Below are 19,645 nucleotides of genomic sequence, written 5' to 3'. Positions count from 1 at the left end.
CTGAGGGTGGACCGTACCGCCCGCAGCAAGCGCTTTCCAGGGTGCGGACGGCACTCCGGGCGGAGCCGGCTCGCCTTCCCGTGACGGTCAGGTGCCGCGCGTCCACTGCTGGTTGGTGCCGCCGTTGCAGGTGTAGGTGATGACCGCGGCACCGTTGGCGGTGGAGCCGCCGTTCACGTCGAGGCACTCGCCGCTCGCCCGCGACCTGACGCTCACGTACGAGCCGGTCGTGGTCAACGACCACTGCTGGCTCGTGGCGGAGGCGTCGCAGTTCTCCTGGGTGACCGTGTTCGCGTTCTCCTGCACGCACAGGGAGCTGTTGCGGACCATCAGCCGGGAGAAGCCGCTTCCGACGGGCTTGAACCAGTACTTCTGGTTGCCGCCGCCGTTGCAGTCGTACTGCTTGATCTGGGCGCCCTGCCACAGCGACTGACCGGTCACGTCCGCACACCGGCCGGAGTGCCGGGCGATCAGGGTCTGGTAGGTGGCGCCGGTGCCGGAGACGGTTCCGGCGGCCGCGTCGACGGTGACCTCGGGCGACCAGGACATCGACATCGTGGTGGCGCCGGAGAAGTCCAGCGGCAGCCACACGTACCGGGAGTCGTTGACGGTGCCGCCGAAGGAGTTGCCCCAGCGGTCACCGAGGTACAGGTAGGAGGTGCCCGAGGTACCCTGCACGGGCAGGACGAACGCGGTCTGCGAGCCGTACGTCGTCGCGTCGCCGATGTTCCTCATGGCCGACCAGGGACCGGCGATGTCCGTGGCGGTGGCGTACTGCTGCTGGTTGGGGTTCCAGCCCGTCGCGCCCGAGGTCAGCATGAAGTACACGCCGTTCCGCTTGAACAGGGCGGGGGCCTCGCGGTGTCCGCCCGGCCAAGGGTTGGCGACCAGGCTCGCGATACCGGTGTAGTCGGCGGTCAGGCGGTAGATCTGCAGGTCGTAGTTCTCGCGGGCGGCCGAGACCATGTACCCGGTGCCGTCGGTGTCGGTGAAGACCGTGATGTCTCGGGACATGTGCTGCCCGAGCGGCCGGAAGCTGCCCTTCCAGGTGTAGTCCCCGTCGACGGTGCCGGAGACGGCGACGGCGGCGCGGGCCTCGCTGTAGTCGGTGCCGTTCTCCTTGTGCATCCACATCACGAACGTGCCGGTGGCCGCGTTGTACATGACCTTGGGCCGCTCGATGTTGGCGGTCGCCAGCTCCGGATCGCTCGCCTCGGTCAGGACGTGGTTGCGGAACTCCCAGTTCTTCAGGTCGGTCGAGCGGTAGGCGTCGACATAGCGGAAGGTGTTGTCGGCGTTGCGGTGCTCGCCGAACCAGTAGTAGTAGGACCCGACCTTGAGGACCCCGCCCCCGTGCGCGTGTACGGGACTGCCCGAAGTGTCCCTGAACTGGGTGCCGTTGGTGATCGTCTGCGGTGCGGCGTGGGCGGGCCCGGCGGTGGCGAGGGCGCCGAACAGGCCGACGCACAGGGCGAGGAGGGCGGCGCAGGCGCGTCTCATGTCATTCCCCCGCCCGGGTGGTGTCGGCGACCGGTATGCCGAAGTCGGGAGTGCCGTCCGGCTTCCAGCCGAACCTCTGGACGCGGGTGTGCCGGTTGGGGTCGTTCAGCGGGTCGCCCTCGATCTCCTTGTACTGGCGGGCGTGGTAGACGAGGACGTCGGTGCGGCCGTCCTCGGCGACCGTGAAGCAGTTGTGGCCGGGGCCGTACTGCCCGGTGGTGTCGTTGCTGGTGAAGACCGGGGCCGACGACTTGGACCAGCTCACGGGGTCCAGCAGGTGGCTGTCGGCGTCGGCGGTCAGCAGGCCCACGCAGTAGTTCGCGTCGGTGGCGCTGGCCGAGTAGGTCATGAACAGGCGGCCGTTGCGCTTGAGCACGTACGGGCCCTCGTTGACCTTGAAGCCGATGCACTCCCAGTCGTACTCGGGCGTGGACAGGCGCACCTGCGGGCCCTTCAGGGTCCACGGGTCGGCCATCTCGGACAGGAAGATGCCGGTGTTGTTGTCCATGCCGGGCTCGTGCTGCGCCCAGGCGAGGTAGCGGGTGCCGCGGTGGGTGAAGGTGGTGGCGTCCAGGGAGAAGGTCTCCCAGGCCGTCTTGACCTGGCCCCTCTCCACCCAGGTGCCCTTGAAGGGGTCGGGGTGGGCGTTCTCCAGCACCCAGATGCGGATCGCCCAGACGTCCTCGGCGGGCGCGGCGGCGAAGTAGACGTACCACTTGCCGCCGATGCGGTGCAGCTCGGGCGCCCAGATGTGGGCCCCCATCGGGCCCGTGGGGTGGGCGCGCCAGATGACCGACTCGGCCGCCGCGCCCAGGCCGTTCAGGGTGCGGGAGCGGCGCAGCACGATGCGGTCGTACTCGGGGGCGGTGGCGGTGAAGTAGTAGCGGCCGTCCCGGTGCCGGTGGATGTGCGGGTCGGCGCGGTTGCGCACGAGCGGGTTGACGAAGGGGGCCGGCTTCGAGGGCCGGGCGAGGTCGGCCGCCCGGGCGACCGCGGGGACGGCGGGGACGGCGGCCAGGGCGCCCGCGGCGGCGGCGCCCTTCAGCAGCAGCCTGCGGCTGGGGGGTTCGGGCAGAGCGGGGTCGCGGCTCATGCGGCCTGCCTCTCGTGGGGGAAACACCCGACGTTGTTTGACATCTCGAACGTCATCTGTCATTACGAACGCCGAAAAGGTAAGGGTGGGCCACGGGGAGGTCAACGGGTCCGACGGGACAAAGGCGTTCGGGACCGTGTCACACCTCGGACGCGCCCCATGCCGTGACGGTCACCTCGTCACCGACGGACACCCTGCCGGGCCGCGGCACGGCGTACTTGGTGCCGAGGGCGACGCCGCCCCGGGCCGCCCGCCGGTAGCCGGCGAGGGTGCGCAGCGGCTCGGGTCCCGCCCTGGACCCGGACTCCTGCTCGACGAGGGTGACGGCACAGCGGATGGCGGGCTTGGCGTAGGCCAACTCGGCTTCGCCGACGTGCAGGCGGTGGGCGCGGTCCTCGGTGTGCGGCTCGTCCCAGCCGTCGACGACGATGTTGGGACGGAAGCGGTTCACCGGGAGCGGCGGGACCCCGCGTGCGGCGAGCTTCCGGTCCAGCAGCGCGAGGGTGGCGCGGGACAGGAGGTGCACGGCACAGCTGTCGGCGAAGCCGGAGGTGCCCGCGGTCGCGCCGTCGGTCACCCGGTGGTGTTCGGGCGGTACCCGCACCAGCCGGCTGCGCGCGCCCAGCACTCCGGAGAGCCACTCCGCCACCTCGTCGCCCTGGTCGATGCCCTGGTAGGCGGTGCCGAAGAGGTCGACCCGCCGCCGGGGCCCGGAGGTGTCCACCCCCAGCTGGAGAGGTTCGGTCCGGGGCGCGGAGAGCGTGAGACGGGCGCCGTCAGGGGTCACGGCGGGACGGACGACGGCCAGGAGGGGATGGCGCCGCTGGGTGCGGTACACGCCCTCCTCGCTCACCACCATGAAGCTGCGGTCGTGGGCCGGACCGGCCGGGGTCAGCACCAGCTCCCGTGCCGACGTCCCGGCGCAGCCCTTGACGGGGTAGTACAGCAGCTCGGTGACTCGGGCCATGGCCTTCCGTTCCGTCCGTGCGGTCAGCGGCCGCTGGGGGCGGGAGGGAAACCCAGCCGGGGAGCCAGCACCCTGGCCTCGGCCGCCCGTTCGGCCAGGTACGCCAGCGCCAGGCCCCGCTCCCGGTACCGCAGGTCGGCCGGCACGGTGCCCGACCCGCCGTATGCCACCGGCTCGTCGTCCGCCCGGGCCGGCATCAGCGTGGTGAGCCAGTCGTACTTGACCACGGAGGCGCACACGCCGAGGCGGACCAGGTGCTCGTCACCGCGCCAGCCGCTCGCACGCAGCCCGTGCAGGTAGGCGTCGTAGGCCGCCTTGGCCAGGCCGGGGAGCTCGTCGGCGGGCAGGAAGTGGTCGAGGACGGAGTCGAGCAGATACGTGCCGAGGTCCTCGCCGAGGGCGCCGTCGCCGGTGAACGCCCAGTCCAGCAGGACGCTGGTGCCGGGGCCGCCGGAGAGCACGTTGGCCGGCCACTGGTCGAGGTGGGACAGGGCGCGCGGCAGCGACTCCATGACGGTCAGGAACCACGCCCGGTCGTGGTGCAGGCGGACCATGTCGGCGCGCAGGCCGGGCGGGAAGTGCCGCCGGATCCTGGGATGCCGCCACGCCGCGTCGTCGTCGAGGAGCTCCGCGCCCGTCGTCCGGTCGGTGGTGTGGTCCCGCAGGAATCCCCGCGACAGCCAGGGGTGGTCCTCCCCCGCCCCCACCGCGCCCTGCGCCCTGCCGAGCCGGTGGACGTGCTCGACGTGACGGGCCGGGGACCAGACCGTGGCCGGGGTGCCCGGCACGTCCTCCAGCCACAACGCCACGTCCCCGTCGGGGCGGTCGGCGCACTCCAGCAGCCGGGGCGCGCGGATGCCGTGCGCCTCCCAGACCCGGGCGAGCCCGGACCGGTAGACGTAGGCCTCGCGGCGCCAGAAGTTCCAGTGCCGGGGGTCGTTGGAGGCCGCCCAGGCGACACCGGTCTCCTTGGTCCGCGTCAGCACCTTCAGCACGGCCGTCCGGCCGCCTCCGCCGACCCGCCACACCCCGGCCGTGACGCCGTTCGAGGGGTTGTGCGTGAGCGGCTCGAACTCCGCCCGGTCCGGCGGGACTCCCAGCACCTCACGTACTTCGGCATCTGCGGCAGCGACCTCGGGCATTCCCCGATGCTATGCCGACGCCCCGCTCCTGTCCCCGCGTCCCCGCAGCCACAGGCGCACCGGGATCCCGGGGCCGTGATCGTGGCCCGGCGTCCCACATGCCGGCCGACCTGTTCATTCCATGGACACAGCGGCAGCGGGACCCGGCCCCGGGCGGGCGTCGACTACCGTCGGCGGCATGACCAGCACCCCCGCCCTCGCCGAGGCCCTCGCCGCCGGGACGGTCGTCCTGGACGGCGGCATGTCCAACCAGCTCGAAACGGCCGGGCACGACCTGAGCGACGAGCTGTGGTCCGCGCGGCTCCTCGCCGAACGGCCGGAGGCGATCACCGAGGCGCACCTGGCCTACTTCCGGGCGGGCGCGGACGTGGCGATCACGGCCAGCTACCAGGCCACGTTCGAGGGCTTCGCGCAGCGCGGGGTCGGTCGCGACCGGGCGGCCCGGCTCATGGCGCTGAGCGTGGAGTCGGCGCGGGAGGCGGCTCGCCGGGCCGGGGTCCCGCGCCCCCTGTGGGTGGCGGCTTCGGCGGGCCCGTACGGGGCGATGCTCGCGGACGGTTCGGAGTACCGGGGGCGGTACGGGCTGACGGTGGACGAGCTGGAGCGCTTCCACCGCCCCCGCCTGGAGGTACTGGCCGCGGCCCGTCCCGACGTCCTCGCGCTGGAGACGGTCCCGGACGCCGACGAGGCTGCGGCGCTGCTGCGGGCGGTGCGCGGACTGGGGGTGCCGGCCTGGCTGACCTACTCGGTCGCCGGCGACCGCACCCGCGCCGGGCAGCCGCTGGAGGAGGCCTTCGCCCTGGCCGCCGACGCGGACGAGGTGATCGCGGTCGGCGTGAACTGCTGCGCGCCCGAGGACGTCGAGTCCGCCGCGGCCACCGCGGCGCGGGTGACCGGCAAGCCGGTCGTCGTCTACCCCAACAGCGGCGAGACCTGGGACGCCACGACCCGGTCCTGGTCCGGCCGCGGCACGTTCACCCCCGCCCAGGTGCAACGCTGGCGGGCCGCGGGCGCCCGGCTGATCGGCGGATGCTGCCGGGTGGGGCCGCAGACGATCTCGAAGATCGCGGAGACACTGACGACACCTCAACCGGCCGGGAACCGTACCGGTCCGCGACCGTGAACCGGCCTGACGGACGGGCGGGCCCGACGGACGGGCAAGGGCCCCTACGCGCGAACCGGACACGAGCCCTCCCGCACGGGCGGGCCGGACACGGACCCCACGACAGGCGGTCGGGCAGGGGGCGGCTGGGCGGCGGCGGAGTGGTCGGGGGGTGTCAGTTCCGGCGGAGTGGGCCCGGTCGCCGGAGGCGGCGTACCGCTGCGCGGAGTTCCGGGCCGCGTGGTGGTCCGGTGTCGGTGGGGGCCGGGGCGGGCGTGGCGGCGTCGCGGGTCCAGAGGGCGAGTTCGCGGTCGCGCGGGCCGTGCGCGGTGTAGGCCACCTCGTGTGCGGCGCCCGGGGCGTGGTCGCCGAACACCCGCACCGGGTGCGTGGCGTCCCAGTGTTCCCAGCCCGGGTCGCCCTCCGCGGCGAAGCGCACCCATGCGGAGTGCATGGCGTCGGCGAGTTCCTGGGGCGCGCCCTCGCCGGCGAGTCTGCGGGACTCGGGCACCTCACCGGTGTCGAAGACGAAACCGAGCTCGAGCGCGTGACAGGCGCCGAGGCCGGGGAGGCGCGAGGGCCAGGCGAACTCGTAGACGTACGACCGTTCCGTCCGGGCGTCGGCCAGTCGATGCAGGGGGATGCGCAGGAGGTGGTCGGTGACGAGGTCGCCGACGAGGTCCGCCGTGCCGGCCTCCGGGTGCAGGGCGCGGTAGCCGCGCGGGACCTCGCTGCCGCAGTGGCAGCGGGCCATGGCCCCGGCCAGGGCGACGGCCCCGAGGCGGTCCAGGCGCTCCATGAGGCCGCCGGGGACCAGCCAGAGCCGGTGCTCGTCGCGGGTCCAGCCCATCATCAGGTCCACGCCCGGGGCGGCGCCGTCGAGGAGGGCGTCGAGGGGGTCGCGCGGGAGGACGTCGCCGTCGACGACGATGCCGAAGGCGGGGCCGCCGAGGACCGGGCTGCTGAGCCGGCCCACCTCGGCCTGGGTGCGCAGCAGCAGGTCGCGGTCGACGGCTGCGAAGGCCTCGGCGGTGGCGGGGATCCTGAGCCGGGACGCCATGCGGCGCACCATACGGCGCACCTTGGCCCGTTCGGACGCCTCGGGCGGGCCGCTCTGCAGCACGGCACGGCGGACCAGGCCCCGGGTCTGCGGGGCGGCGAGCAGGGCGCCGATGCTGATGGCCCCGGCGGACTGGCCGAAGAGGGTGATGCGTCCGGGGTCGCCGCCGAACGCCTCGATGGTGTCGTGGACCCAGGCCAGCGCGGCGATCTGGTCGCGCAGCCCCGGGTTGGGGGGCGTGTCGGGGAACAGTCCGTAGCCCTCGACGCCCAGGCGGTAGTTGACCGACACGCAGACGACGCCGTCCCGGGCGAAGGCGTGGCCGTCGTAGACCGGTACCGCCGAGGAGCCCCTGGTCAGGGCGCCGCCGTGCAGCCAGACCAGCACGGGCAGGCGGGCCGCGGGATCCGGGTCGGGGGTCCAGACGTTGAGGTTGAGGATGTCGTCGCCGGGGACGACGGGGTCGGACAGATAGCGGGCGAAGGCGTCGGAGTACGGGGGTTTGGGCGGGGTGGGGCCGAAGGCGCCGGCGTCACGGACGCCGTCCCAGGGCGGGAGGGGCACGGGCGGGCGGAAGCGGCGCGGGCCGAAGGGGGGTGCCGCGTAGGGGATGCCGCGGAAGACCGCGACGCCGCGCTCGTATCTGCCCCGCAGGGCACCGTGGGGTGTGCTCACCACGGGGTCCGTCCGGTCCGCCGTCATCCGTCCACCAGCCCCCTCACCGCGCTCGTGCACCGTGAAGATCAGAGCAACTCATTGTGGCCGGGTATTCCGGGACACGAGCGGGCGATACGGCTGTTCGGCGTACGGCGGCGAGTCGGCACCGTCTTCCCGCCGTCGTGCGCCACACCTACAGTAGGAAGCGCTTTCTGCCCGGTCGGAGCCGAACCGCGGCGGGCAGTGCTGGTCGACACTTCCCACGGCCCCGGGGCGGGCCGGAGAGGCGGGTTCCCGATGGTGCGTACGGCGAGTGCGAGCGCGGCGGCCGGTCCGACGCTGGCGGTCGTGGCCCGCGAGGCGGGGGTCTCGGTGCCGACCGCCTCGAAGGTGGTCAACGGCCGCGAGGACGTCGCGCCCGAGACCCGCCGCCGCGTCACCGAGGCGCTCGACCGGCTCGGTTACGTGCGCCGGCCCCGCTTCGACGCCGCGAAGGCGCCCCGGCTCGTCGACCTGGTCGTGCACTCCCTGGAGAGTTCCTGGTCGGGCGCCGTGCTGCACGGGGCGGAGGAGGCGGCGCACGACGCGGGCCTGGAGGTCGTGGTGTCGGCCGCGCTGACCCGCTCCCGCGTCGGGCGCCCCGAGCGGGGCTGGCTGGACAAGCTGGTGGCGCGGGGCTCCTCCGGGGTGCTGTTCAACCTGGCCGAGCTGAGCGCCTCGCAGTACGCCTGGCTGGAGCAGCACCGCATCCCGTTCGTGATGATCGACCCCGTGCAGGAGCCGCCGGAGGGCGTGGTGTCGGTGGGGGCGGCGAACTGGCAGGGCGGTGTGACGGCCACCGAGCACCTGCTCTCCCTCGGGCACGAGCGGATCGCGGTGGTCGCGGGTTCCCGGCGCACGATGTGCAGCGGCGCCCGGGTCGCCGGCTACCGCTCGGCCCTCGCGTCGGCCGGGGTCCGGCAACGCGCCGAGTACGTCCGGTACGCCGGCTTCGACGAGGGCCGGGCCCGCCGCCGCACGCTGGAACTCCTCGACCTGCCCCAGCCGCCGACGGCCGTGTTCGTCTGCTCGGACCTCATGGCCCTGGGGGTCTACGAGGCGCTCGGCGCACGGGGGTTGAGGGTCCCGGACGACATCAGCGTGGTCGGCTTCGACGACCTGCCCGAGGCGCGCTGGGCCTCCCCGGCGCTGACCACGGTCCGCCAGCCGCTGTCGGAGATGGCCGCGACGGCCCTGCGGTCGCTGCTGCGCATGATGGACGGGCACCGGCCGGAGAGCACGCGGACGGAGTTGTCGACACGGCTGGTGGAACGGGCCAGCACCGCGCCGCCCCGCGCGTAACGGGACGGTCGGGGCCGGTCGGACGGACACCCCGCGCACCGGCCGGCGACGCGCGTGGCGGGCCCGGCGACGCGCGTCACCGGGCCCGCACCGGGGAATGTGCCTGCGGGCAACCGGAGTTGGCGAGAGAGACAGGGCCGTCGCCGAGGTGACGGCCGCGCTCCGCGGAAAGGACTGCCCGGGCATGACGCGCGACGCGCGCACGATCACCAATCCCGCCACGCTCCACGACCCCACCCCGTTCGGGTACAGCCACGCCGTCTCGGCCCCCGGCGAGACCGTGTACATCGCCGGCCAGTACGCCTCCGACGCCGACGGCGCGCCCGTTCCGGGGGACTTCGCCGCGCAGGTGGAACTGGCCTTCGACCGGCTGCGCGCCGCGCTGGAGGGGGTGGGGCTGGGCTTCGAACACGTCGTCCGGCTCGGCACGTTCGTCGTGGACCACGACCCCGGCAGGCTGGAGGTGCTCGGCAAGGCCCTGCACGCCCGCTTCGGCGACCGCCTCCCCGCGCAGACGCTGAGCGGGGTCGCCGCGCTCGCCCTGCCGGGCATGCTGTTCGAGGTCGACGCGGTGGCGGTCCGCCCGACGGCACCGGACGCCGGCTGAGCGTCGCCCCCGGCCCGGGCCCGCCCCCGCCCCCGCCCCGGCGCACGCGGCGGCGGCCGGTGGTCGCCCGGTCCGTGGTCGCACACCCCCTGCGCGCGCCGCGCGCCCTTCGGGAAGGGGAACTGGCCGGATCCGCTCGGCGTCGAACGATGCGGCGGGGAGGGGCCGGCACCCGGGGGTGGGATGGCGGCGAGCGGTGGGGGGACGACCATGACACGCTGGCGGCCGCTTCCGGAGGCACTGCCGAGGGAGGCGCGGCACCTGGTCGAGCAGCTGCGCTCGTTGAAGGACCGCACGGGTCTGAGCCTGGCGGAGCTGGCCCGGCGGACGGCGTACAGCAAGTCGTCGTGGCAGCGGTACCTCAGCGGGGCCAAGCAGCCGCCGAGGGGTGCGGTGCAGGCGCTGTGCCGAGTCGCGGGCGCCGAATCGGCGCGGTTGCTGGCGCTGTGGGACCTCGCCGATCCGACGTGGCCGCACGGCGTGGCGGACGCGGCCGGGCCGGCGGAGCCGCCCGCGGCCGGGACGCCGCCCGCCGGTGCCGCGCACCGGCGGTGGCGGGCGGCTGCCCTGGTCTCCTTCGCCGTCATCGTCGTGCTGCTGGCCGGGCTGCTGTGGGTGCTGCCGGCGGGGAGCGGGTGACCCCGCGAGGTCACCCGCTCCCCGAGGGCCCGTTCAGCCCAGGCTGCGGTAGTACGCGTTCTTCCAGGGCCCGACGTTCCTGAGCTTCACCTGGTACTTGCCGCCCACGCGCTTGAAGTTGACGTTCCGCGCGTCGCCCCTGTACTGGACGATGTTGCCCGGCAGGCCCTGCAGCCGGGTCTGGGCGAAGTCCCAGCTCTCGCTGACGACGATGCCGTCGGTCTCGGGCAGGTTGTGCCGGCTCTGCCACCACTGCGTGGCCGACTCGGTCTCCGGCCCGAACGAGCCGTCGATCTGGCTCTTCTTGAACGGCCGCCACTCCCCCTCGTCGTCCTCCCACTGGGCGCCGTCCGCCCACAGCACGGCCTCCCACAGGGCGATGGCGTTGCCCCTGGAGTAGGCGTCGACGCCGAGGGTCTCCTCGTCCTCCCAGTCGTTGGTGACGGCGCCGCCGCCGTCGATGCCGAAGTAGGCGGGAGCGGCGTTCGCGGTGGGTGCGAGCGCGATGCCGGTGCCGCCGGCCCCCAGCAGTGCGGCCGTCACCATCGCCATGGCCCGATTGCGCGTCCTCATGCGGTTGTCCTTTCCGAACCGCCGTCCCCCGCGGGTCTCCCCCTGGGGCGGCTCGTCTCGTCTGGCACGGCACAGCCTCGGGGGCCGGCCCCGGCCGCGGCGAGCGTTCCCGGCGTCCACGGACCGCCCGGGGACGGTTCACGCGCCGGGCGGCGGCGTCCCGGCCGGGGACGGGCCGGCCGGGGACGCGGGTGGGACGGGACGCGGGTGGGACGGGTGGCCGCGCACACGGGCTCCACCGGGCCCGCCCGGGCGGCCACGGGAGGGTGAACCACGGGAGACGGGACACGGAAGCCGGTTGACGCCCGTCAGGGCAGGGGCAGTGCGGCCGCCCAGGAGATGCCGCCCCGCAGGTGCGCCCGGAAGGCGGGGTCCGCGTAGGCCTCCGGGGCGTGGCCGAGGGCCGTGTAGAAGACCCGGCCCCGGCCGTGGTCGTGGCACCAGACCAGGGGGTGGTCCTCGCCCATGCCGCCGCCCTCGTAGGAGGACTCGTCGGCGGTGACCAGGACGCGGACCTTGCCGCGCGGGTTGGTGCGGAAGTCGTACCACTCGTCGGTGAAGTCCCAGACGGCGGGCAGGTGCCGGGTCGCCGGGTGGTCGTGGTCCTCGACGACGGCCCGGCCCGGCTGGTGGTGGGGGTGGCGGTCGAACCACGCGCCCAGGAGGTCGCCGTAGTACGGCCAGCCGTACTCCGTGCAGGCCGCCGCGTGCACGCCGACGAAGCCGCCGCCCGACTCCACGTACGCGGCGAGCCGCTCCCGGCCGGCCGGGGTGAGGATGTCGCCGCTGGTGGAGAGGAAGACGACGGCCGCGTAGCCGTCCAGGGGCCGTTCCAGGGCGGCCGGGTCCTCGGTGGCGTGCACCTCGAAGGCGCCGAGGGCGCGCAGGGCCGCGACACCGGCCGGGATGGAGTCGTGCCGGTAGTCGGTGGTGCGGGTGTGGACGAGCAGTCGGGGTGCCATGGCATCGAACCTAACCGGCGCGGCCGGTGTCCGTTTCCTTCAAGACCGGCCGTCCCGGCGCTGCCTACGGTGGGCCCATGACCGCACGATTCGATGCCATCGGCCTCGTCGTCTCCGACATGGCCGCCTCCGTCGCCTTCTACCGCCGGCTCGGGTTCGCCTTCCCCGAGGACGCCGATCACCAGCCGCACACCGAGGCCCCGCTGCCCGGCGGGCTGCGGCTGATACTCGACACCGAGGAGACGGTCCGCTCCTTCCTGCCCGGGTGGCGTCCCCCCTCGGGCGGGGGCAGGACCTCGCTGGCCCTGCGGTGCGACGGGCCGGACGAGGTGGACGCGCTGTACGCGGAGCTGACCGGCGCCGGGTACCACGGCGAGCTCAAGCCCTGGGACGCGTTCTGGGGGCAGCGGTACGCCGTGGTGCTCGACCCGGACGGCAACGGGGTGGACCTGTACGCCCCGCTAGACCCCGCGGCCGAGTAGGCCGCTCAGCGACAGCCCCGTCAACTCCCGTACCTCACGCGCCAGATGGGCCTGGTCGGCGTATCCGGCCCGGGCGGCCGTCTGCGCGAAGGGCGTACCGGCCCGGGCCAGCGCGAGGGCGCGGCGCAACCGCAGGATGCGGGCCAGCACCTTGGGCCCGTAGCCGAAGGCGGCCAGGGAGCGGCGGTGCAACCGGCGTGCCCCGACGCCCAGTTCGTCGGCGGTGGCGGCGACCGGGCGGCCCGCGTCGAGGGCCGCGACCACCTGCCGCAGCAGCGGGTCCGGAGGGCCTGTGTCCGCCGCCCGGCGCAGCGCCAGCTCCTCCAGGCCGCTCACGGGGTCGGGGGCCGCCCGCACGCGGGCCGTGAGCCGTCGCACCTCGCCGGCGGGCCACAGCTCCGCCAGCTCGACCCTGCGGTCGCGCAGCTCGTGCGCGGGGACGCCGAGGAGCGTCGGCGCCGTGCCCGGCGGGAAGCGGATGCCGGCCCAGGAGCCGCCCTCGCCGTCGGTGAGGTGGGCCCGGGTGTCCGGCCCGGCGACCAGCAGCCGTCCGTCGTGCCACAGCAGGTCCATGCACCCGTCCGGCAGCACCCGACCCGTCCCGGACGGCTCCGGGGTGTTGGTCCACACGACAGCCCCCGCGAGCCGCGACGCCCGCTCCACATACACGCCAGCCAGGCTACGCCGCCGACACGCCCTCAGGGGGCGCGGACTACTGCCCCCCTGAGGGCCCGGGGAACCGCGCCCCCTGAGGGGCGCGGGGAACTGCGCGACCAGCCACAACGCACCCGCACCCGCCGACCACCAGCACCCCCCACGCCGCCCGCCGCCCGCCCCGCACCGGCCGCTACAGACACCCGCCCAGGACCTGCCCACCCGTCGGCCCCTGCTCCCCAGAAGCGCCCCGCCATCCGCCCCCTCAGGGGCGCGGGGAACTGCGCGACCAGCCACAACGCACCCGCACCCGCCGACCACCGGCACCCCGCACCCCGCACGCCGACCGCCGACCGCCGACCGCCGAGCGGCGACCGCCGGATCCAGCTGTCCGCCCCTACCCCACCCGCCCCCGGTACTCCGCCGGACTCACCCCGTACACCCGCTTGAACGCCGTGGACAGGGCGAACGCGCTGCCGTACCCGACCTTGCGGGCCACCGCGTCGAGCGTGTCGTCGGTGTCGCGCAGACGGTCGGCGGCGAGGGCGAGGCGCCAGCCGGTGAGGTACGTCATCGGCGGTTCCCCGACCAGCCCGGTGAACCGGCGGGCGAGCGCGGCCCGGGACACCCCGGCCTTGGCGGCGAGCGCGGCGACCGTCCAGGGATGGGCGGGGTCGTCCTGGAGCAGACGCAGCACCCCGCCGACGACCGGGTCGGCCAGCGCCCGGTACCAGGCCGGCGCCGCCGCCTCGGGGCGGGCGAACCAGGCCCGCAGCGCGGCGATGACCAGCAGGTCCAGCAGACGGTCCAGGACGGTCTCCTGGCCGGGCTCGTCCCGCACGATCTCCGCGCAGAGGTACGGCGTGAGCGGGCAGTCCCACACCTCGGGTGTCAGCGTGAGCAGCGGCGGCAGGGCGTCCAGCAGCCGCCCGCCGATCTCGCCGCGCATCGGGTACGTGCCGATGAGCAGGACGGTCCCGCCGTCCAGCCGGTCGCCCCAGGTGCGCACGCCGAGGTCCATGGAGCCGTTGAGGGGCCGCCCGTCGGGCCGGCGGCACTCCTGGCCGGGCAGGATCAGCGCCTGGGGTGCCGTGTCCGGGGCGTCGGCGCAGGTGTACGGGTCGGGGCCGCGGGCGATGGCGAGGTCGCCGGCGCGCAGCCTCGCGCTCTCGCCCCGGTCGGGCAGGACCCAGGCCTCGCCGCGCACGACGAGCATCACGGTCAGCGGTGCCCTGTCCTCCACCCGCACCGCCCAGGGCGGGTCGAAGCACGCCCTGATCATGAACGCGCCCCGTGCCCGGGGGCCTTCGAGCAGGCCTGCGAGAGCGTCCATACGGCCAGCGTAGACGCGGCCGCATGGGAATGAGCCGTTCAGCGATGGTTCCGTCCGCGGTACGGCAGTTGACTCGACGGCATGACGAACACGGCACACGACACAGCACGGAACCCGGCGCGCAGCGCCGGGCAGCACACGGCGCGCCGGACGGCGCCGGACACGGCGGGGAGCGGGAGCGCCCCGGGGACGACGCTGGTGGTCACCGGCGCATCCGGCCGTACGGGCAGCCGGGTGGCGCGGGCCGCCGAGGCCGCCGGGCTCACGGTGCGGGCGGCGTCCCGGGCCACCGGTTTCGACTGGTGGGACGGCTCGACCTGGGCGGACACCCTGCGCGGCGCCGACGCGGCCTACCTCGCCCTCCCCTCGGACGTGGGGGCGCCGGGTGCCGCCGAGGCGGTCGGGGCACTCGCACGGGAGGCGGTCGGGCTCGGGGTGCGGCGGCTGGTGCTGCTGTCGGCGCGGGGCGAGGACCAGGCCCTGCCCACCGAGGAGGCGCTGCGTGCCTCGGGCGCGGACTGGACGGTCGTGCGGGCCGCGTGGTTCGCGCAGAACTTCAGCGAGGGCCCGCTGGTGGCCGACCTGCGGGAGCGCGGCGAACTGGTGTTCCCGGCCGGCGAGGTGCGCGAGCCGTTCCTGGACGTCCGGGACATCGCGGACGTGGTGGTGGCGGCCCTGACGTCCGGCGACCGCCACGCCGGGCGGACGCTGACCCTCTCCGGCGGGCGGCTGCTGACCTTCGGGGAGGCGGTCGCGGAGATCGCCGCGGTGACGGGCCGGCCGCTGTCGTACCGGGCCGTCTCGACGCGGGACTACGGGGAGGCCCTGGCCGCCTTCGGTGTGCCGCCGCGGGAGGTGACCGCCCTGACCGCGATCTTCGACACCCTCCTCGACGGCCGCAACGCGCATCTCTCCGGCGGAGTGGAGGAGGTCCTGGGCCGGGCGCCCCGGGACTTCTCCGAGTTCGTGCGGGAGGAGGCGGCGGCCGGCACCTGGAAGGTCTGAGGCCGGCCCGTCACTTGCCGGCGGGCGGCTGCCCCTCCCCGGTGCCCTGGCCGTTCTTGCCGTGGGTGGACTTCACCTGCGTGCGCAGCCGGGCGGTGACGTCCTCCGGGGGCAGGAAGCGGGACCAGCGCTCGGGGAACTCGGACGGCATGTCCGGGTCGGCCTCGCCCCGGGCGGCGGCGCGTGCCACGTACTCGGCGACCTGGGCCTGACGCATCCGCTCGTTCGCCTCGCGGGCCGCGGCCGTCGCGGCGGCCGGCCAGACCCGGTCGATGGCGGCGTTCACCGCGGCCCCGACGAGCACGGCGAACGCGGACACGCCGATCCACAGCAGCACGGCGACGGCGGCGGCGAGCGAACCGTAGATGGTGGCGCCCTCGACGGTGTTCTGGAGGTAGATCCGCAGCAGGAAGCTGCCCAGCACCCACATGCCGAGGGCGACCAGCGCGCCGGGCACGTCCTCGATCCACGGGGAGCGCACGGGTACGGACACGTGGTACAGGGTGGTGAGGAAGGCGATCGACAGCAGTATCACCACCGGCCAGTACAGGACCTGCACCACCGTCGTCGACCAGGGCAGGATGTCCACCATCGCGTCCGGTCCCGCCACCATCAGCGGCAGCGCGACCGAGCCGATCAGCAGGGCGACGATGAACAGCAGGAAGGCCAGCAGCCTGGTCTTGACGATGCCCCGGACGCCGTCGAGGCCGTACATCACGGTGATGGTGTCGATGAAGACGTTCACCGCGCGGGAGCCCGACCACAGCGCGATCAGGAAGCCGAGGGAGATGACGTCGACCCGGCCGCCCTTCATCACGTCGTGCAGGATCGGCTCGGCGATCTCGCGCACCCCGCGGTCGGACAGCACCGTGCGCGAGGCCTCCAGGAGGTTGCTGCGCAGGCTCGCGATGGTGTCGGCGCCGGTCCAGGCGTCGACGTAGCCGAGCAGCCCGATCATGCTCAGCAGCAGCGGCGGCACCGACAGCAGCGTGAAGAAGGCGGCCTCGGCCGCGAGCCCCAGGATGCGGTACTCGATGCAGGAGTTGACGGTGTCCTTGAGCAGCAGCCAGGCGGTTTTGCGCTTGGAGACGTTCCGGTAGAGGGCCCGCGCCCGGTGGAGGCGCCCGGAGGGCGTGTCGGGGGTTTCACTTGCTGGCTGCACCCCCTAACGGTATCCGCCGGGCCCGGCCCCACTCACCCACAGGCCGCCTCTTCGCGCACCGGGCCGGGTCCGCTGGTGACCGGGGTGCTACCGCGGGGTACGTTCGCACCATGGCAGGCAGCACGCACCTCGTGACGAACCAGGTCCCGCCGCTGGTCGGGTACGACGTCTTCTCCGCCGACCGGGCCCTGGCCGCCGCGGTCGAACGGCATGTGGAACCGGAGCTGCGTGAGGAGGTGCTCGGCGAGCTGTCGGCCCTCGGGCGGACCTCCGGCTCGGCCCAGGTGCAGGAGTGGGGCGCGCAGGCGAACGAGCATCCGCCCCGGCTGCACACGCACGACCGGTACGGCCACCGCATCGACGAGGTGGAGTTCCACCCGGCCTGGCACCGCCTGCTCGGCAAGGGGGTCTCGGCCGGTCTGACCGCGGCCTGGGGCAGGCCCGCCGGGCATCTGCGGCGGGCCGCCGCCTTCGTGGTGTGGACGCAGGTCGAGGCCGGCAACGGCTGCCCGCTGTCGATGACGCACGCGGCCGTGCCCGCCCTGCGCGCGGATCCGGACCTGGCCGCCGAGTGGGAGCCGCGGCTGACGTCCATGATCTACGACCGTGAGCTGCGGCCCGCGCACCTCAAGGCCGGGGCCCTGTTCGGGATGGCCATGACGGAGAAGCAGGGCGGCAGCGACGTCCGGGCGAACACCACCTCCGCGCGGCCGCTCGCCGAGGCGGGAACGTACGAGCTGACCGGGCACAAGTGGTTCTGCTCGGCGCCGATGTCCGACGGTTTCCTGGTGCTGGCGCAGGCGCCGGAAGGGCTGACCTGCTTCCTGGTGCCGCGGGTGCTGCGGGACGGCTCGCGCAACGTGTTCCGGATCCAGCGGCTCAAGGACAAGCTCGGCAACCGGTCGAACGCCTCCGCGGAGGTCGAGTTCGACGGGACCTGGGCGCGCCGGGTGGGCGAGGAGGGGCGCGGGGTGCGCACCATCATCGAGATGGTCGCGGCGACCCGGCTCGACTGCGTGCTCGGCTCGGCCGGACTGATGCGGCAGGCGGTGGCGCAGGCCGTGCACCACTGCACCCACCGCGAGGCGTTCGGCGGGAAGCTCGTCGACAAGCCGCTGATGCGCAACGTCCTCGCCGACCTGGCGATCGAGTCGGAGGCGGCGACGACGCTGGCGCTGCGGCTCGCGGCGGCCTGCGACGACGGCGGCGAGCAGGAGCGGGCCCTGCTGCGGATCGCGGTGCCGGCCGCCAAGTACTGGGTGACCAAGCGCTGCCCGGCGGTCGCGGTGGAGGCGGCGGAGTGCCTGGGCGGCAACGGGTACGTCGAGGAGTCCGGGATGCCGCGGCTGGTGCGCGAGTCGCCGCTGAACTCGATCTGGGAGGGCGCGGGCAACGTCCAGGCGCTCGACGTGCTGCGGGCGCTGCGGCGGGAGCCCGGGGCGCTCGACGCCTATCTGCGGGAGGTCGGCCGGGCGCGCGGCGCCGATCACCGGCTGGACGGGGCGATCAAGAACCTGTTGACCGAACTGGCCGACCTGGAGGGCGTGGAGGGCCGGGCGCGGCGTCTGGCGGAGCGGCTCGCGCTGGTGCTCCAGGGCTCGTTGCTGGTCCGGTTCGCGCCACCCGAGGTCGCCGACGCGTTCTGCGCGGCCCGGCTGGGCGGCGACGGGGGCGCGGCCTTCGGGACGCTGCCGCACACGCTGGACCTGGCGGCGGTGGTGGAGCGGGCCCGGCCGGAACTCGACCCGGCGTCCTGACCCCGCTGCGGGAAGCGGAGGTGGTGCTGCGCCGACACGGCACCACCCCCGCCGCACTGGCCCGTTCGAGCCACTGAACGCCGCTCGGGACGGCGCCGCTCAAGTCTCGGTCAGGGCCGGGCCGTCCACCAGGGTTGCAGAGGGTTGCAACTTGCTGGTGACTGTGGGCGGACTGTGCGCACACCCCAGGGACAGACGGCACTATGAGACAGACGGTCAAAAACTCAACTTCGGGGGGCGCACGCGTATGGACGTCACGCACCTGGCCGCTGTGGACACCACGCGTGCGGCCCGGGTCCTCAGCGAGGTCCGTTCCGCCCGGCTGTCCGGGCGGCGCGCCCCCGTCGCGCCGCGCCCCGTGATCGAGCAGTCCTGGGAGCGCATGCTGCGCAGCGGCGTCGATCCCGAGCGGGACGTCCGGGCCGATCCGCTGTCCCGCGAGGAGGTGCAGCGGCGGCGTGAGACATCGGCGCTGCGGCATGTGCTGCCGGTGCTGCGGCAGGGTCTGCTGGCCGCGGCGGACGTGGCCCACCACATCATGGTCGTGGCCGACGAGGACGGCCGGGTGCTGTGGCGCGAGGGCAGCCCGCCGGTGCTGCGCCGGGCGGACGGCCTCGGCTTCGAACTGGGCGCGGACTGGCGGGAGAGCGTGGTCGGCACCAACGGTCTGGGGACGCCGGCGGTGGTGCGCCGGCCCGTACAGGTCTTCGCCTCCGAGCACTTCGTGCGCTCCCAGGCCGGCTGGACGTGCGCCGGCGCTCCGCTGACGGATCCGCGGGACGGCCGGCTGCTGGGCGTGGTGGACGTCAGCGGGCCGCTGGAGACGATGCATCCGGCCACGCTCTCCTGGGTCGACTCGGTGGCCAAGCTCGCCGAGGCCCGGCTGCGGGAGATGCACCTGGAGTCGCTGGAGCGGCTGCGCGCGGTGGCGGCACCGGTGCTGGCCCGGCTGGGCGGCCGGGCCCTGGCGGTCGACGCGGACGGCTGGACGGCCGCGGTGAGCGGCATGCCCTACACGCGGCGCGTGGCCCTGCCGAAGTCGCTGTCGGCCGGCCTGAGATGGCTGCCGGCGCTCGGGCTGTGCGCGGTGGAGCCGCTGGCCGGGGGCTGGCTGCTGCGGCCGGCGGCCGACGAGCCGGTGCCGCGCGGCCGGACCCGGATCGTGCTGGACCTCAGACAGGCGCGCCGCTGGTCGGTGGAGGTGGCCGGCGCGGCGGGCTCCTGGACCCGGGAACTGAGTCCGCGGCACGCGGAGTTGCTGTACCTCCTGGCCGTGCACCGTTCCGGCCGCAGTGCCTCGGGCCTGGCCGCGGACGTCTTCGGCGACCCGGACCGCACGGTGACGGTGCGTGCGGAGATGTCCCGGGTGCGGCGGTATCTGGGGGCGTTCCTGGAGCACCGGCCGTACCGGTTCGCCGAGGACGCGGAGGTGGAGGTGCTGCTGCCGGACGACCCGGGCGAGCTGCTCCCGCACTCGGCGGCGCCGGCGGTGACGCGGCTGCGCAGGTCCCCGGTGGCGCCCTGAGGTTCACGCGCCGTGGCGTCCGGGCCGCCCCGAGGGGTGCGTCTTTCGCATATTTGCGGGGTCTTCGTCCGCCGCCCCCCGTCC

The 19,645-nt window shown here is 74.6% G+C and carries 18 protein-coding genes; 8 read left to right on the top strand and 10 right to left on the bottom strand.

Going from position 1 to position 19,645, the window contains the following annotated elements; all coding sequences use genetic code 11:
• Window positions 1-87 precede the first annotated feature (87 nt).
• The 4 genes from ACIGAQ_RS01575 to ACIGAQ_RS01560 form a co-directional block, all read right to left on the bottom strand.
• Window positions 88-1,500, bottom strand: a complete 1,413-nt coding sequence (locus tag ACIGAQ_RS01575) for an RICIN domain-containing protein (RefSeq protein WP_399778311.1) — start codon at window positions 1,498-1,500, stop codon at window positions 88-90.
• A 1-nt stretch (window position 1,501) separates the two neighbouring features.
• On the bottom strand, window positions 1,502-2,593 hold the full coding sequence (locus ACIGAQ_RS01570) for a family 43 glycosylhydrolase (protein ID WP_399778309.1): 1,092 nt from the start codon (window positions 2,591-2,593) through the stop codon (window positions 1,502-1,504).
• Between the two features lie 139 nt (window positions 2,594-2,732).
• Window positions 2,733-3,560, bottom strand: a complete 828-nt coding sequence (locus ACIGAQ_RS01565) for an MOSC domain-containing protein (RefSeq protein ID WP_399778307.1) — start codon at window positions 3,558-3,560, stop codon at window positions 2,733-2,735.
• Between the two features lie 23 nt (window positions 3,561-3,583).
• A complete protein-coding gene (locus ACIGAQ_RS01560; RefSeq protein ID WP_399778305.1) occupies window positions 3,584-4,702 on the bottom strand; it encodes an aminoglycoside phosphotransferase in 1,119 nt (372 codons plus the stop codon).
• A 178-nt stretch (window positions 4,703-4,880) separates the two neighbouring features.
• On the opposite strand from ACIGAQ_RS01560, the gene mmuM reads away from it, so the two are divergent.
• On the top strand, window positions 4,881-5,825 hold the full coding sequence (mmuM, locus tag ACIGAQ_RS01555; RefSeq protein ID WP_399778303.1) for a homocysteine S-methyltransferase: 945 nt from the start codon (window positions 4,881-4,883) through the stop codon (window positions 5,823-5,825).
• A gap of 154 nt (window positions 5,826-5,979) precedes the next feature.
• Here mmuM and ACIGAQ_RS01550 read toward each other — a convergent pair whose 3' ends face one another.
• Window positions 5,980-7,566, bottom strand: a complete 1,587-nt coding sequence (locus tag ACIGAQ_RS01550; protein WP_399778301.1) for a carboxylesterase/lipase family protein — start codon at window positions 7,564-7,566, stop codon at window positions 5,980-5,982.
• A gap of 252 nt (window positions 7,567-7,818) precedes the next feature.
• Here ACIGAQ_RS01550 and ACIGAQ_RS01545 point away from each other — a divergent pair, with 252 nt between their 5' ends.
• The 3 genes from ACIGAQ_RS01545 (at window position 7,819) to ACIGAQ_RS01535 (ending at window position 10,108) form a co-directional block, all read left to right on the top strand.
• Complete coding sequence (locus ACIGAQ_RS01545; RefSeq protein WP_399778299.1) at window positions 7,819-8,862, top strand: LacI family DNA-binding transcriptional regulator; 1,044 nt, start codon at window positions 7,819-7,821, stop codon at window positions 8,860-8,862.
• 184 nt (window positions 8,863-9,046) lie between these two features.
• Window positions 9,047-9,469 carry a RidA family protein gene (locus ACIGAQ_RS01540; RefSeq protein WP_399778297.1) on the top strand — a complete coding sequence of 141 codons (423 nt, stop codon included), beginning with the start codon at window positions 9,047-9,049 and terminating at the stop codon, window positions 9,467-9,469.
• Window positions 9,470-9,679: 210 nt separating this feature from the next.
• A complete protein-coding gene (locus ACIGAQ_RS01535) occupies window positions 9,680-10,108 on the top strand; it encodes a helix-turn-helix transcriptional regulator (RefSeq protein ID WP_362277899.1) in 429 nt (142 codons plus the stop codon).
• A gap of 33 nt (window positions 10,109-10,141) precedes the next feature.
• On the opposite strand, the gene ACIGAQ_RS01530 is transcribed toward ACIGAQ_RS01535, so the two are convergent.
• Both ACIGAQ_RS01530 and ACIGAQ_RS01525 read right to left on the bottom strand, forming a co-directional pair.
• The gene (locus ACIGAQ_RS01530; RefSeq protein WP_399778294.1) at window positions 10,142-10,681 is read right to left on the bottom strand and encodes a peptidoglycan-binding protein; all 540 of its coding nucleotides are present in this window, start codon (window positions 10,679-10,681) and stop codon (window positions 10,142-10,144) included.
• A gap of 308 nt (window positions 10,682-10,989) precedes the next feature.
• Window positions 10,990-11,643, bottom strand: a complete 654-nt coding sequence (locus ACIGAQ_RS01525; protein WP_311688957.1) for a ThuA domain-containing protein — start codon at window positions 11,641-11,643, stop codon at window positions 10,990-10,992.
• A gap of 77 nt (window positions 11,644-11,720) precedes the next feature.
• Between ACIGAQ_RS01525 and ACIGAQ_RS01520 the strand changes: the two genes are divergently transcribed.
• Complete coding sequence (locus ACIGAQ_RS01520; RefSeq protein WP_399778292.1) at window positions 11,721-12,125, top strand: VOC family protein; 405 nt, start codon at window positions 11,721-11,723, stop codon at window positions 12,123-12,125.
• Here the strand turns inward: ACIGAQ_RS01520 and ACIGAQ_RS01515 are convergent.
• A complete protein-coding gene (locus ACIGAQ_RS01515; RefSeq protein ID WP_399778290.1) occupies window positions 12,105-12,794 on the bottom strand; it encodes a helix-turn-helix domain-containing protein in 690 nt (229 codons plus the stop codon). The genes ACIGAQ_RS01520 and ACIGAQ_RS01515 overlap by 21 nt on opposite strands.
• 382 nt (window positions 12,795-13,176) lie before the next feature.
• On the bottom strand, window positions 13,177-14,112 hold the full coding sequence (locus tag ACIGAQ_RS01510; RefSeq protein WP_362277909.1) for an AraC family transcriptional regulator: 936 nt from the start codon (window positions 14,110-14,112) through the stop codon (window positions 13,177-13,179).
• An 81-nt stretch (window positions 14,113-14,193) separates the two neighbouring features.
• Between ACIGAQ_RS01510 and ACIGAQ_RS01505 the strand changes: the two genes are divergently transcribed.
• Window positions 14,194-15,117 (top strand): NmrA family NAD(P)-binding protein, encoded by a 924-nt coding sequence (locus ACIGAQ_RS01505; protein WP_399778288.1) that lies wholly within the window; start codon window positions 14,194-14,196, stop codon window positions 15,115-15,117.
• Between the two features lie 10 nt (window positions 15,118-15,127).
• On the opposite strand, the gene ACIGAQ_RS01500 is transcribed toward ACIGAQ_RS01505, so the two are convergent.
• The gene (locus ACIGAQ_RS01500) at window positions 15,128-16,279 is read right to left on the bottom strand and encodes a YihY/virulence factor BrkB family protein (RefSeq protein ID WP_399778286.1); all 1,152 of its coding nucleotides are present in this window, start codon (window positions 16,277-16,279) and stop codon (window positions 15,128-15,130) included.
• Window positions 16,280-16,389: 110 nt separating this feature from the next.
• Between ACIGAQ_RS01500 and ACIGAQ_RS01495 the strand changes: the two genes are divergently transcribed.
• Window positions 16,390-18,036, top strand: a complete 1,647-nt coding sequence (locus ACIGAQ_RS01495) for an acyl-CoA dehydrogenase family protein (protein WP_399778284.1) — start codon at window positions 16,390-16,392, stop codon at window positions 18,034-18,036.
• Window positions 18,037-18,283: 247 nt separating this feature from the next.
• Window positions 18,284-19,561 (top strand): GAF domain-containing protein, encoded by a 1,278-nt coding sequence (locus ACIGAQ_RS01490; RefSeq protein ID WP_311682928.1) that lies wholly within the window; start codon window positions 18,284-18,286, stop codon window positions 19,559-19,561.
• Window positions 19,562-19,645 lie beyond the last annotated feature (84 nt).

Source organism: Streptomyces sp. NPDC085932 (assembly GCF_044540525.1).
In the GTDB taxonomy this organism is placed as follows: Bacteria; Actinomycetota; Actinomycetes; order Streptomycetales; family Streptomycetaceae; genus Streptomyces; species Streptomyces levis.
This window is presented reverse-complemented; position numbering and strand designations above follow the sequence as displayed.

Coding starts and splice junctions, on each gene's coding strand:
- ACIGAQ_RS01535 (WP_362277899.1), top strand. CDS start 9,680: ATGACACGCTGGCGGCCGCTTCCGGAGGCACTGCCGAGGGAGGCGCGG.
- ACIGAQ_RS01505 (WP_399778288.1), top strand. CDS start 14,194: ATGACGAACACGGCACACGACACAGCACGGAACCCGGCGCGCAGCGCC.
- ACIGAQ_RS01530 (WP_399778294.1), bottom strand. CDS start 10,681: ATGAGGACGCGCAATCGGGCCATGGCGATGGTGACGGCCGCACTGCTG.
- ACIGAQ_RS01525 (WP_311688957.1), bottom strand. CDS start 11,643: ATGGCACCCCGACTGCTCGTCCACACCCGCACCACCGACTACCGGCAC.
- ACIGAQ_RS01550 (WP_399778301.1), bottom strand. CDS start 7,566: ATGACGGCGGACCGGACGGACCCCGTGGTGAGCACACCCCACGGTGCC.
- ACIGAQ_RS01565 (WP_399778307.1), bottom strand. CDS start 3,560: ATGGCCCGAGTCACCGAGCTGCTGTACTACCCCGTCAAGGGCTGCGCC.
- ACIGAQ_RS01520 (WP_399778292.1), top strand. CDS start 11,721: ATGACCGCACGATTCGATGCCATCGGCCTCGTCGTCTCCGACATGGCC.
- mmuM (WP_399778303.1), top strand. CDS start 4,881: ATGACCAGCACCCCCGCCCTCGCCGAGGCCCTCGCCGCCGGGACGGTC.
- ACIGAQ_RS01560 (WP_399778305.1), bottom strand. CDS start 4,702: ATGCCCGAGGTCGCTGCCGCAGATGCCGAAGTACGTGAGGTGCTGGGA.
- ACIGAQ_RS01510 (WP_362277909.1), bottom strand. CDS start 14,112: ATGGACGCTCTCGCAGGCCTGCTCGAAGGCCCCCGGGCACGGGGCGCG.
- ACIGAQ_RS01575 (WP_399778311.1), bottom strand. CDS start 1,500: ATGAGACGCGCCTGCGCCGCCCTCCTCGCCCTGTGCGTCGGCCTGTTC.
- ACIGAQ_RS01570 (WP_399778309.1), bottom strand. CDS start 2,593: ATGAGCCGCGACCCCGCTCTGCCCGAACCCCCCAGCCGCAGGCTGCTG.
- ACIGAQ_RS01495 (WP_399778284.1), top strand. CDS start 16,390: ATGGCAGGCAGCACGCACCTCGTGACGAACCAGGTCCCGCCGCTGGTC.
- ACIGAQ_RS01540 (WP_399778297.1), top strand. CDS start 9,047: ATGACGCGCGACGCGCGCACGATCACCAATCCCGCCACGCTCCACGAC.
- ACIGAQ_RS01490 (WP_311682928.1), top strand. CDS start 18,284: ATGGACGTCACGCACCTGGCCGCTGTGGACACCACGCGTGCGGCCCGG.
- ACIGAQ_RS01545 (WP_399778299.1), top strand. CDS start 7,819: ATGGTGCGTACGGCGAGTGCGAGCGCGGCGGCCGGTCCGACGCTGGCG.